Source organism: Lactococcus protaetiae (assembly GCF_006965445.1).
Lineage (GTDB): Bacteria > Bacillota > Bacilli > Lactobacillales > Streptococcaceae > Lactococcus > Lactococcus protaetiae.
Genome location: NZ_CP041356.1, coordinates 2075629 through 2088584, shown reverse-complemented (window position 1 = coordinate 2088584; position 12956 = coordinate 2075629). Strand labels below are relative to the sequence as shown.

The following is a 12956-nucleotide window of genomic DNA, read 5'->3' as shown; positions in this document are numbered from 1 at the left end:
ACAGAAAACTTGTCAGTGACATTTGTATTTTTATGAGTAAAAATTAGAAAAACTTTGGAATAAAATGAATAAATATTTAAAAATGACTTTGAAGATTTTAGGAGGAATTTTAGGTCTTCTGATTGTTATCGTTGGTGGTTATTTTATCTATGCTTATGCCCAATATCATAGGCTTCCTAACGATATCAAAGAAACAATAAACCGTCCAAAAGTTGAACAAGTTGAGCTTGGTAAAACATATAAAATGATGACTTTCAACATTGGTTATGGCTCTTATCCACCATCATTTAGCTTTTTCATGGATGGCGGCCCAGATGTCAGAGCTTATAGCAAACAAGCGGTGAAAGATGCAATTAATGAGGATATTCGTCTAATCAAGACACAAAACCCAGATTTTGGAAATATTCAGGAGATTGATTGGCAAGGTGACCGTAGTCAGCACGTTGATGAGCCGAAAATGGTGCGTGATGCACTGACAGATTATTCGTCAGTACTGACACAAAACTATGATTCTGCTTATCTTTTTTACCCAGTTACGAAACCGATTGGTAAGGCAAAATCAGGTATCATGACTTATTCAAAATACAAAATTGAAAGTTCTACTCGATATAAATTACCAATTGAAACGAATTTTAACAAATTCTTTGATTTGGACAGAGCTTTTGATGTCAATATTTTGCCCATCAAAAATTCAGACAAAAAATTTGTGATTTTCAATACTCACTTATCCGCATTTATCAAAGACCAAAAAATTCAAAAGCAGCAGCTATTAACGCTCTTTGACAGTATGCAAAAATATGTCGATGCAGGTGATTATGTGATTTGTGGAGCAGACTATAATCACGCTTTAGCAGGAAAAGCTCATCCAGAACTCACGTGGATGAAGGAATTTCCTACTGAAAACTTGACCAAAGGAATGCGAGTTGTCGCTCCAACAAATGCGCCAACCGTACGCTCTCTTGATGTTCCTTATGATGCTAAAAATCCCAAAAATATCTTTGGCACAATTGATGGATTTCTCGTATCAGATAATATTAAGAGTCTAGATGTCAAGACAATTGATAATCAATTCAAATCGTCAGACCATGAGCCAGTTGTTATGAATTTTGAGTTGATAAAATAATAAAAACGCGTTTTTATGCGTTTTTATTTTATGAAATTAAGTGAAGAATTAGCTAAATGTGCGATTAGAAAAAGGAGAGAAAGAAGTATTGTCAATCGATTTTTCTGCCAAAGTCCGAGAAAAAAATAATAGAGTGGAGGCATCGCGACAAGAAAAAAGAGAAAAAATGGCAGATTCCAAAATCCCAAGCTATAAATTCCCCAACCAATATAATAGTTTGCCAATGGGACAACTGCCGCCCTCAGAAAGAGGTTCTGCGGATATAAGGGAAGACGGAGAATAAAAATCAAACTAAGAATTGTTCCAATGCCAAAGCATTTTTCAAGGAAATCAAGCCAAAAAAATGTGGTAGGAAGAGTTGTTAAAGGGTAAGTGAGATGTGAAAAAGTGGCAAGAGAAAATACGGGAGCTCTTGCAGTGCAACAAATAAGATTCCAAGTGGAAAAAATCCAAAGTAGTGATGTTTCGTGAGCTTAAACCATTTAACCATAGTGCCATTTTATCATGAAAAAACTTAATATGAAAGTGTTTACTTATAAATATAGGATATGAGGGGGCGCTCGTTCTGGAAGTTGCCATTTTTCCTTTAGAGTGAAAGGACAGCGAAGCATCATTTTGGGGAGCACCAAACTCAGTTATAAAAAATTCAAGAGATTCTCTTGAATTTCGTCCAGCTAAATTCAGTAGTGAGTCGAAACTCCCACTGAATAAGTCTTGACCTCATTATAATGATTTTAATTTCTGCATTTATCTGAAAAGAATACCGAGCAGAAGTGTAAAAGCAAGCGCACCATTGAACAAAATCAAATTGTCAATTTGGAAGTGGAAAGTTTCCGATTTGACTTGTTTTCTGAGAAATCTTTTCATATTTGGAATGAATTTAATCAAAATAACAAGCATCAAAAATGACCAAAGTGGAAGTATTCCCAAAATTATAGCAAACAAAATGCAGAATGCCGCAAACAGATACATAAAAGTATAAAGTTTCAAGCTTAATGGTGTTTTTAGATAATAAGGTAAGGTAAAACGTTGATTTTTTACATCTTGTTCGAGGTCACAGATGTTATCCGAGAGCATAATATTAAAATTTTGCACAAAACAAGCCAGCCCAACGAGCAAAAGGGGAAGCAGAATACCGAAGTCCCAAGTCCAGTTCATTTTCCAACCATCAAAACTAATGAAAAAATAACCTTTATCAAAAGAGTTGATATAAACAGCAAGGAAAAATCCAATGAAACCTTCGCAAAGTCCAGCTAACAATTCACCCAAAGGAAAGCGACTGAAAGCAAAAGGACCGTAGGTATAAAAAATAGCAACAAGAAAAGCAAAACCGCCGATGGGAAGAATGGCAAGATTGGTCAGAAAAAGTACAGCTAGCCCAACAAGAACATCAATTACAAGAAAGCTCAAGCAAATTTTTAAGGCGAGCTTTGGATTAATCTGTTTGGCAACGATGATATTCCATTTTTTATATTCAGGGTCCACCGCCTTGTAGTAATCCATCAGATTATTCCAAGCACTAACAAAAAGATTGATAGCGGCGAGACCAATGAAAAAGAGAATAGTTGGGAGTAAATGGAAATCTCTGAAATACCAGATTGAGAACAGTAAGCCAGCAATAGGAGAGAGAAGCGCAGCTGGGAGCGTTTGAATACGCGTGAAATTAAGGAAGGTTTTAAAATTCATGATAGCTTTATTATAACAAGATGTGAGTAACACCGTCAAGAAGCGTAGAGAAAAAGAAAAATGTGGCTGTCTTTTACTCTTGGAGCTTCGGCTCCTAGCTTCGCATGATCCTAGGACATTTGTCCTCTATCTCTAGGTCACTAAAGTGACAAGAATAGAGGTAACGCCAAAGGGCAATCAAACGGACAGCGGAGCTATCTTTTCTCCTAGCTTCTGGTGTTGCGAACTCAGTTATAACAAAATATCTTGTGAAATTTACTGACAGAAAGCTGTCAGTAAAAACCGAACGATAAATCAAATTTGCCTTCATTCTGTCAGTGCTGACAGAAAAAATGAAAACAAAATGTTATAATAATTGATAATAAATTGAGTTTGGATTCTTGAAAATGAATTTTTGGCTCTTATTTTGAATGGAGAAAATGATGCGTGCAGTTGTAACAGTAGTAGGAGCAGATAAGATTGGGATTGTAGCTGGTGTAACAGCAACACTTGCTGAATTAGAAGCTAATATTCTTGAAATTTCTCAAACATTGATGAGTGGAGCGTTTACGATGATGATGCTTGTCGAAACTAAAGAAATTGATTTTCAAGTCTTTCAAGAGGCATTGGGAGAAAAAGGCAAGGCGCTTGGAGTCAGTATTCATGTGCAAAATGAAGCGATTTTCAATGCGATGCACAAGCTGTAAGCACTGAAAGTTACTGACAGAAATGCTGTCAGTAACTTTTATCAGTAAAAAGGCAGCAAAAATTGTTGAAATTTACTGATTACAGATTTTCACGAAAATAAGGATTTTTATGGACATTCAAAACATTAAAGAAACAATTGCGATGATTGAAGAACAAAATTTCGATATTCGCACAATTACAATGGGAATTTCATTGCTTGACTGTATTGACCCAGATATTGACAAAGCAAGCGAAAAAATTTATCACAAGATTGTGAGCAAAGCAGGACAGCTTGTTACAGTCGGTAATGAAATCGGTCGAGAATTAGGAATTAAAATTGTTAACAAACGAGTATCCGTCACTCCTATTGCGATTATAGGTGCTGCAACGGATGCGACGGACTACACAAAAATAGCGCTTGCGATGGATCAGGCTGCAAAGAAAATCGGAATTGATTTTATTGGTGGTTATTCGGCATTGGTGCAAAAAGGTTACCAAAAAGGCGATGAAATCCTGATTAAATCAATGCCAAAAGCACTAGCTGCAACGGAACGTGTGTGTGCATCAGTCAATGTCGGCTCAACGAAGACGGGGATTAATATGACTGCCGTGCGTGATATGGGCGAAACAATCAAAGAAATGGCAAAAGGTGATAAATGGCTGAATGCAAAATTGGTTGTTTTTGCAAATGCCGTTGAAGATAATCCTTTTATGGCAGGGGCTTTTCATGGTGTTGGAGAAGCAGATACGATTATCAATGTCGGTGTGTCGGGGCCAGGTGTTGTCAAGCGTGCGCTAGAAAAAGTACGTGGTGAAAGTTTTGATGTCTTAGCTGAAACGATTAAAAAGACAGCCTTTAAGATTACACGTATCGGTCAATTGGTCGGGCAAATGGCAGCCGAACGCTTGGATGTTGAGTTTGGGATTGTTGATTTATCACTTGCTCCAACACCTGCAATAGGGGATTCTGTAGCTCGTGTTCTTGAGGAAATGGGACTTGAAACAGTCGGAACACATGGAACAACAGCAGCTCTTGCTATGCTAAATGATGCGGTCAAAAAAGGTGGCGTCATGGCAGCGCAGCGCGTAGGTGGACTTTCTGGTGCTTTTATTCCCGTGTCTGAAGATGAAGGAATGATTGCGGCAGTACAAAGTGGTGCTTTAAACATTGAAAAATTGGAAGCAATGACTTGTGTTTGCTCGGTTGGTCTTGATATGATTGCTATTCCTGAGTCAACGCCTGCTACGACGATTGCAGCAATGATTGCTGATGAAGCAGCGATTGGTGTCATTAATCAAAAAACGACAGCAGTACGGATCTTACCTATTGGTAAGGAAGGTGATAATGTCGAATTTGGTGGACTTTTTGGCACAGCTCCTGTCATGCGTGTCAATCAAGCATCGTCAGCAGACTTTATTGCACGCGGAGGGCAAATTCCAGCGCCTATCCATTCGTTTAAAAATTGAAGTGATTACTTCATTGGTGGGTTTTTTCCCACCAATGTTAGGGCACAACCTCTAGGTGTAACAACTAAGCGACCTGTACGCAGCTAAAGCTGCAACAGTCTGCTTAACATCAAAGATATGAGGTCACACCGTAGCAAAGCTTCGTTATCCATTCGCTCTACCTCCACTTTGCTCTGCTTCCGATTTCACTATCTCCGCAACTTCGTTGCTTCGCTGTCCATGCTCGCTATGGTGTTGAAGCACCTAGTCGCAGTGGCAACCCACTAGGTGTAACAACTAGCATATCCGTAAGCGCTAAGACCATAGGGCAGTGGAACGAAATTTCGCCTTATCGCTTTGCCTTTTGCTCTTACTACTTTAGCAGTTAGCTTCGCATGACCATAGGACATTTGTCCGCTTGCTTAGGGAGGGGCTAAAGTCCCAGGAGCAAACGGCATTGACTGTAAAGCACTAAAGTTTCGATGAGCATTTGTCCTCTATCTCTAAGTCACTAAAGTGGCAAGAATAGAGGCACGGAGCAACAAAGTTGTGTAGACCGTTCGTAGAACGGCGTGCGAAGCACGTAACGAGTTGCGACTTTCGTGCCGTAGCGAGAATGGACAGCGTAGCAAAGTGGAGATAGTGCTGCTAAGTTAAGAAATACTGACAGAAAATCGTTAAAGTCCTGTCAGTATAATGATAGAAAATATTTTTGCAAAAAATTGAAAAGAGAAATATGCAAGTACAAATCGGAGAAACAGTTGTAGAAGCGTGGCGTGTAGATGCTGAGGATACACAACTTGAAGAATGGGTACAAAATTTATTTGATAAACAAATCTGCTTTTGGCATCCCAAAAATCCTGACCAATTACGTTTTAATATGATGTTTGGTGGTATGGCGAGTACGGGAGACTACTTAATTTATATGGGAAAGAGCGACATCAAAGTGATTTCTGAAAAAAAATTTAAGAAAGAATACAGGATTTTGTGAATCATCAGTACTGACAGAAAATTTGTCAGTAAAAAAGATTCAAAAGTATTTTATAGATTACTTTTTGAAAAAATAATTAATGACAATGAAACGGATGAGTTGCTAACTTATTCGTTTTAATCTTTTGAAATCTAGTCTTTTTTGCAAGTAATCAATAGATAACAGGATAAACGGTTGATTATGCGCATAAAAAGTGTATAATTAAATTATAAAAGTAACAATAAGATGTCTAAAATGAATGTTCTTGTAAATAAAGCAAAGTTAGTCTGTCAGCAAAAATATTCGTTGCTGATATTTGTTTTATCTTGATGAAATGATGAAGAAAGGGTGGATTGTGGCGAAAGTTTACCAGAAAGAAAATGTTTATGAAGCATTTAACCAACGACTAGAATATATTTTTAAACATTTTGAACATATTGTGGTCTCTTTTTCAGGTGGGAAAGATTCAGGAGTAATGTTGGAACTTGTCCATCAGTATTATGAAACGCATCATCTAGCAGAAAAACAAATCAAAGTTTCAGTTTTCTATTTAGATTATGAAGGAAATTATCAACAAACTAAAGATTACGTCCATCGGTGCATTGGAAAATTTCCAAATTTTGATTATTACCATATTTGTCTTCCAGTTTCGGCTTCTTGTGGTATTTCAATGTATCAATCCACGTGGCTTCCTTGGGATCCTGAACACGAAGAAATTTGGGTCAGCTCAATTCCTAAAGGTGCAATTTCATTAGAAAATCAAGAATTTCCCTTCTTTGAAGTCGGAATGTCAGACTATGATTTTCAAAGTAAGTTTTGTCAATGGGTGCATCAAAAATCTGGTGCCAAAAGAACTGCTGTTTTGGTCGGGATTAGAGCGCAAGAAAGCCTTAATCGCTACAATGCTGTGACTCGGAAAGAAACATTTTCAAGATTTGGTACCATCTCTTATAGCCGACGTATCGCTCATAATGTGTTTAATTTCTATCCTCTTTATGACTGGCTTTTTGAGGATGTCTGGATTGCCAATAAAAAATTTGGATTTGATTATAACCATTTATACGATTTATACTTGCAAGCAGGTGTACCTTTTAAATCAATGCGTGTTGCTAATCCTTTTCATCAATGTGGTGTTCAATCTTTAAAATTATACAAGGCAATCGAGCCAGAAACTTGGGGGAAATTAGTAGGACGTGTTAATGGAGCAAATTTTGCTTCCTTGTACGGTGGAACCTCGGCGATGGGTTATCGCGGTGTCACCCTTCCTAAAGGGCATAATTGGGAAAGTTATGTTGATTTTCTGCTAATGACCCTACCACCAGAAACTCGGAAAATTTATCTGAAAAAATTTTGTTCATCTATTCATTATTGGACTAAAAAAGGTGGTGCACTACCAACGACAATTATAGATGAGCTCGCAAAAACATCACTACAATTTGAGCGACTTGGTGCACCCAAAAACAATCGAAAGTATAAACAAGATTATGAAGTAATCCGATTTAAAGCTTATCCAGATGACGTTCCAATCCAAAGTTTTCGACTTGTTCCCTCTTATAAGAGGATGTGTATCACGATTTTGAAAAATGATACTTCTTGTCAATATATGGGTTTTGGTCAAACAAAAGATGAATTACAAAAGAAACAGGAGGCAATGGAGAAATGGGGAGCAATTTTATAAGTCCGGCTTATCAAATCATCAGAGTTCCTTTTGAAAAAATCCGAGCGAATGCATACAATCCTAACGTAACGGCTCTACCTGAGATGCAACTATTGGAACGCTCAATTTTGGAAGATGGATATACGATGCCAATCGTGTGCTACTATAAAAAAGAAGAAGATATCTACGAAATTGTTGATGGATTTCACCGTTATCTTGTGATGAAAAATTCCAAAGTCATTGCGGAGCGTGAACAGGGGTGTCTTCCTGTTTCGGTCATTGACCGCCCATTGACCGATCGTATTGCAAGTACTATTCGCCACAACCGAGCACGCGGGACACATTCTATCGAACTGATGACAGATATTGTACGACAATTGGTGGAGTCAGGTATGAGTGATCGTTGGATTATGACTCATATTGGTATGGATAAAGAAGAACTGTTACGTCTAAAGCAGGTCAGCGGACTTGCCTCATTGTTTGGTAATGCGGAATTTTCACGCGCTTGGGAAAGCGAAGATGAGGATGAAGACGAAGAATATTGAAATTATTTTCTTAAACCAAGAAGTTAATCTTCTTGGTTTTTGTTTTGCCTAAAAATGCTACGAAGCTTACCAGAGTGTCATAAAAAAAACAAGGATAAATCAAAAGAGAGTCTAGTTTGTCCTATATTTTTGTGAGTTCTGGACAAATAGCTTCACATCTTGGTATAATTAGGTTAAACGATTACAAATGTCGAAAAGGGGAAAAGGAGGATACTGAAAGTACTCTTAAGACTCACAATCTGTGGCTAATTTGTTGAAATACTGTTTAACTTTAATCGTAATTGTTTTTAGGACGGGAAAGATAAACCCGTATGAAAGCGATAATACGTTAACGTTGCTTTATAATTTCATAGTGCAAAAGTGTAAGTGACGAGCTACTCACTTGTTGCTTCAATAGATTCTTAACATTTTAGTACCATAGAGTAATTTACTTCGTCTTACCACTTTCAAAAGTTGGACGGATAGACGTGGGTAACTAGTATAGTGAGTTTAAAGAACTTGACGTTCACTTAAAATGGTAAATATTTATTTAGTAAGACATGGTAAAACAATGTTCAATACAATTGGACGTGCGCAAGGTTGGTCTGATACGCCATTGACGGAGGCTGGAGAGCTTGGAATCATAGAGTTAGGATTAGGATTTAAAGAAAAAGGAATTAAGTTTGACCGAGCTTATTCTTCAGATTCTGGAAGAACAATTCAAACCATGGGGTTTATTTTGAGTCGTTCTGACAATGAGGGAATTCCTTACAAGTTTGATAAACGCATTCGTGAGTGGTGTTTTGGGTCATTTGATGGTGGCTATGATGGAGAACTGTTTGATGGTGTCCTACCACGGATTTTTGCAGAAAACGGCTCATTTAATGGCACATTTCCAGATGATGAAAAAATTGCTAATGCTATTTTTGCAGTGGATACTGCAGGTTGGGCAGAGTCTTGGGAAAAGCTCTCTGGGCGTATTATTGAGGGTTTCACTGATATTGCGCGTGAAGCAGAAGCCACTGGAAGTAAAAATATCGTCATTGTTAGTCATGGGATGACGATTGGCAGCTTTGTTAAGCTTATTAATCCAGATATGCCACGACCTCGCGGATTAGACAATGGGTCGGTGACACATTTGACTTTTGAAAAGGATAAATTTACCGTTGGACTTGTTGGCGATATGAGCTATAGAACTTTAGGAAATCAAAAATTAAATGCCTTACAGAACTAGACGAGAAAAATTAAGAACAAAAAGTAAAAAAACGGTATTGATCCTTTTAGTATTGTTGATGATTGTTCTTTTGTCAGCATTTATCATTTTTAAGAGCTTACAAAAGCCAGAAAAATCGAGCTTACAGGCTGTCAGTACTGACAAAAGTTCTGTCAGTTCATCATCAACTTCAAAAATATCTGAAAGTAAAAAAACAGATTTGCCAAATGCTCACCAATCAGATTGGGATTTAGTTCTTGTTAATCGAGAAAATATAAAAGCTGAGATGAATCCAGTGCTTGCAACAGTTGATGGCAAGCAAGTTGATGCTAGAATTGAAAAAGCAACTCAAGACTTTTTAGCGGCGGCTAAACAAATCTCTCCAGCAGAACATTTGATTTCAGGTTATCGCTCGGTTGCTTATCAGGAAGAGCTTTACAATATGTATATTTCACAGGAAATGGCTGGATATGGAACAGTAAATCAAACGGGGCAACAGATTTCTAAAGAAGAAGCCATTAAAGATGTTCAGACTTATTCTCAACCACCAGGTTCATCAGAGCATCAGACAGGACTTGCGATTGATATGAGCACTGTGGACAGTCTGAATGCTGAACCCGCAGATATTGCAGCAAAAGTTCAAGCACTTGCACCAACTTATGGATTTGTCCTTCGTTTTTTCAAAGGTGGAGAAGCATCGACAGGGGTGCATTATGAGGATTGGCATTTTCGCTATGTGGGCGTTGAAAATGCTAAATATATGACGGAGCACCATTTGACTCTGGAAGAATATCTCAAGTTACTTCCAGCTTGAAGTGATTACTTCATAGGTGAGAGATCCTTTTCTCCCACCAATGTTAGGGTACAACCTCTAGGTGTAACAACTAAGCGACCTGTATCAACAGTCTGCTTAACATCAAAGATATGAGGTCACAGCTCCGTTTCACTTCGTTATCCATTCGCTCCATCTCCGCTTTGCTACGCTGTCGATTTCACTAAGCCACTAGGTGTAACAACTAGCATATCCGTAAGCGCTAAAGCGCAAACGGCTATCCTATAAAGTGGCAAGTTCAAATCGCAATTGACTCGTAGAACGGCGTGCGAAGCACGTAGCGAGTTGCGACTTCGACTAAGCATATTCGGTGCGTAGCGAGAATCGACAGCGCAGTGAAACGAAGATAGAGCGAATGGATAACCGTGGTGCATCGACAGCGTAGCCCGAAGGGCGGAGATAGCACGCACTTGCTAAGTTAAATTTTGAAAGGACTGGAGATGTTCAGTAAAGTATGGTTGTTACTCTACGCTAATGTGGCACTTTTCATCTATGCTACTGTCGAAATGATTAAAATATTAGTAAAACACGACAATTTTTTCACTCATTTTTTAAATAATATTTTTGTAAATGTTAAATTACTTACTGACCAGATTCTGTCAGCACTGACAGCCTGGCAAAATTTGCTTTATCTTGCACTTTTTGCACTTTTAATTTTTCTTCTGATTAAATTTTGGCGCGTGACTTTTGTTTTGTTAGAAATTATCACAGCTTTCTTGCTTTTGGATTACGTCATATTGTTTGTCAGTCATGAGATTAGATTTGAGAATGCTTTTGTTATTGCTGTCATCATCATTACGCTAATGAATATTTGGCAGACATCAAGAGAACTTCGCCTGATGTAGCAAAGAATAAAGCATATAAATAACAAATTAGCACTCTAGTAAAAAGAGTGCTAATTTTTACGTCTTTTTTCTTGACAAGCAATAAACAAAGGGTTATAATAGCTTTGTTAGCACTTGAGGGGTTAGAGTGCTAAATCAGAAAATGACGATGCTCTGCAAGTGAAAGAGACACTAAGCACCTAGCAAAATGTCTTCACTGCGACAGAAAGGAGCAGTATGATTACAGAACGTCAAAGACAAATCTTAAATCTGATTGTTTCACTCTATGCGAAAGAGCATACGCCGATTGGTTCAAAAGCTCTTCTCGATAGTATTCAAGCATCAAGTGCAACCATCAGAAATGATATGAAAGTGCTTGAAAATCTTGGATTAATCCAAAAAGAACACACATCAAGCGGTCGGATTCCAAGTATCTCTGGCTATAAATACTTTGTTGAAAATGTCATTCAGCTTGAAGAATTTAGTCAAAATGACCTTTTTAAAGTAATGAAAGCTTTTGATGGTGAATTTTATCGCTTATCTGACCTTTTTGAAACAGCAGCGCATACTTTGTCAGTACTGACAGGATTGACGAGTTTTGTTTTGAATGTTCCACAACGTGAACAAAACCTAGCTTCTTTTGAAATGGTGATGCTAGATAATCATTCGGTACTATCAGTGATTACGTTAGGAACAGGAGAAGTTAGAACCAATCAATTTATCCTGCCAAAATCCATGACAGAAGCAGATTTGCAAGTCTTTACTCAACTCGTCAAAGAACGATTAGTAGGAAAGAAAGTGATTGATATTCATTACACATTAAGAACTGAGATTCCGCAAATTGTTCAACGCTATTTCAAAGTAACAAGTGAGGTGTTACAACTTTTTGAGTCAATTTTTAATGACTTATTTGTGGAACGTTTGACCGTTGCAGGTCGCAAAAATATTTTTGATTATGCAACAGAAAATCTATCAGAACTTTACAAATTATTCAGTGATGATGAAAGAATGCTTCATGAGATTCGTGAAATCACGAATAATGATGAAATGCGTGCAGTAAAATTTGATAATGATGAAAAATATATGAAAAATCTAACGATTATTTCACAAAAATTTGTTATTCCTTATCGTGGTCTAGGTACTTTAACAGTGGTTGGCCCAGTTGAGATGGATTATCAACGGATTATGTCCATCTTGGATTTAGTAGCCAAAGTGCTGACGATGAAACTTACAGATTACTACCGCTATCTTGATGGTAATCATTATGAAATTAGAAAATGATAAAAAATATTTGAGTTTAACCACCTAGAAGGAAGTGAAAATAAATATAATCTGGAATCCGTACCTTGTGCGAGACCATAAATATTTCTAATTTTCATTCTTTCTAAACAGTCAATCTCACACCATAAAGGAGGGCATATGTCCGAAGAAATTAAAGACGAGAATAAAGAAATAGTCGAAAACGAGCAAGTTGAGGAAAGCTTGACAGAAGAAGCGCTTGAGGATATTGTCGAGGAAGAAATCAACGAAGTTGAAGAAGCACAACAGTTGGCTTCAGAGTGGGAAAATAAATTCTTACGTGTGTCAGCTGAAATGCAAAATGTTCAACGCCGAGGCAATGAAGAACGTCTTCAACTTGTTAAATATCGCTCGCAAGATTTGGCTAAGAAAATCTTGCCTTCACTTGATAATCTTGAACGTGCCCTTGCTGTTGAAGGCCTTACAGAAGATGTTAAAAAAGGACTTGAAATGGTACAAGAAAGCCTGAAAGCAGCGCTTAAAGAAGAAGGTGTTGAAGAAGTTGCGGCTGAGGGTGTACCTTTTGATCCTAACTTTCATATGGCAGTTCAAACCGTTGAAGCGGATGAAGAACATCCAACGGATACAGTAGCACAAGTTTTCCAAAAAGGCTATAAACTCCATGACCGTATTCTTCGTCCAGCAATGGTCGTCGTGGCGCAATAAGCAATATAAATTGTCCGAGACGACACTAAACTATGAAATACAAAAATAGT

13 protein-coding genes are annotated in these 12956 nt (G+C 37.7%); 12 read left to right on the top strand and 1 reads right to left on the bottom strand.

The features are described from left to right. Positions 1 to 64 precede the first annotated feature (64 nt). Together FLP15_RS09945 and FLP15_RS09940 are read left to right on the top strand one after the other, a co-directional pair. Positions 65 to 1123: an exonuclease/endonuclease/phosphatase family protein gene (locus FLP15_RS09945; RefSeq protein WP_142766987.1), complete on the top strand. Its 1059-nt coding sequence runs from the start codon at positions 65 to 67 to the stop codon at positions 1121 to 1123. A gap of 88 nt (positions 1124 to 1211) precedes the next feature. After that, positions 1212 to 1406: a hypothetical protein gene (locus tag FLP15_RS09940; RefSeq protein WP_223804620.1), complete on the top strand. Its 195-nt coding sequence runs from the start codon at positions 1212 to 1214 to the stop codon at positions 1404 to 1406. Between the two features lie 464 nt (positions 1407 to 1870). Here FLP15_RS09940 and FLP15_RS09935 read toward each other — a convergent pair whose 3' ends face one another. Next, positions 1871 to 2809 carry a UbiA family prenyltransferase gene (locus FLP15_RS09935; protein ID WP_142766985.1) on the bottom strand — a complete coding sequence of 313 codons (939 nt, stop codon included), beginning with the start codon at positions 2807 to 2809 and terminating at the stop codon, positions 1871 to 1873. A 422-nt stretch (positions 2810 to 3231) separates the two neighbouring features. On the opposite strand from FLP15_RS09935, the gene FLP15_RS09930 reads away from it, so the two are divergent. The 10 genes from FLP15_RS09930 (at position 3232) to grpE (ending at position 12906) form a co-directional block, all read left to right on the top strand. Beyond that, the gene (locus FLP15_RS09930; RefSeq protein ID WP_142767496.1) at positions 3232 to 3495 is read left to right on the top strand and encodes an ACT domain-containing protein; all 264 of its coding nucleotides are present in this window, start codon (positions 3232 to 3234) and stop codon (positions 3493 to 3495) included. Between the two features lie 109 nt (positions 3496 to 3604). After that, entirely contained in the window at positions 3605 to 4942 is a 1338-nt protein-coding gene (locus tag FLP15_RS09925) for a PFL family protein (protein WP_142766984.1), read from the top strand. 691 nt (positions 4943 to 5633) lie between these two features. Continuing rightward, positions 5634 to 5912, top strand: coding sequence for a hypothetical protein (locus FLP15_RS09920; RefSeq protein ID WP_142766983.1), 279 nt, complete (start codon positions 5634 to 5636; stop codon positions 5910 to 5912). 313 nt (positions 5913 to 6225) lie between these two features. Next, on the top strand, positions 6226 to 7569 hold the full coding sequence (locus FLP15_RS09915; protein WP_280954068.1) for a DUF3440 domain-containing protein: 1344 nt from the start codon (positions 6226 to 6228) through the stop codon (positions 7567 to 7569). Continuing rightward, complete coding sequence (locus tag FLP15_RS09910) at positions 7551 to 8093, top strand: IbrB-like domain-containing protein (RefSeq protein ID WP_142766982.1); 543 nt, start codon at positions 7551 to 7553, stop codon at positions 8091 to 8093. The genes FLP15_RS09915 and FLP15_RS09910 overlap by 19 nt, the downstream gene beginning before the upstream one ends. A gap of 514 nt (positions 8094 to 8607) precedes the next feature. Continuing rightward, positions 8608 to 9306: a histidine phosphatase family protein gene (locus FLP15_RS09905; RefSeq protein WP_142766981.1), complete on the top strand. Its 699-nt coding sequence runs from the start codon at positions 8608 to 8610 to the stop codon at positions 9304 to 9306. Further along, positions 9290 to 10099 (top strand): M15 family metallopeptidase, encoded by an 810-nt coding sequence (locus FLP15_RS09900; RefSeq protein WP_142766980.1) that lies wholly within the window; start codon positions 9290 to 9292, stop codon positions 10097 to 10099. Before FLP15_RS09905 ends, FLP15_RS09900 begins: the two co-directional genes overlap by 17 nt. A 458-nt stretch (positions 10100 to 10557) precedes the next feature. After that, positions 10558 to 10962 carry a hypothetical protein gene (locus FLP15_RS09895; protein WP_142766979.1) on the top strand — a complete coding sequence of 135 codons (405 nt, stop codon included), beginning with the start codon at positions 10558 to 10560 and terminating at the stop codon, positions 10960 to 10962. A gap of 216 nt (positions 10963 to 11178) precedes the next feature. After that, positions 11179 to 12222 carry a heat-inducible transcriptional repressor HrcA gene (hrcA, locus tag FLP15_RS09890; RefSeq protein ID WP_142766978.1) on the top strand — a complete coding sequence of 348 codons (1044 nt, stop codon included), beginning with the start codon at positions 11179 to 11181 and terminating at the stop codon, positions 12220 to 12222. A gap of 138 nt (positions 12223 to 12360) precedes the next feature. Continuing rightward, positions 12361 to 12906 carry a nucleotide exchange factor GrpE gene (gene grpE / locus FLP15_RS09885; RefSeq protein WP_142766977.1) on the top strand — a complete coding sequence of 182 codons (546 nt, stop codon included), beginning with the start codon at positions 12361 to 12363 and terminating at the stop codon, positions 12904 to 12906. The last annotated feature ends 50 nt before the right edge of the window (positions 12907 to 12956 follow it).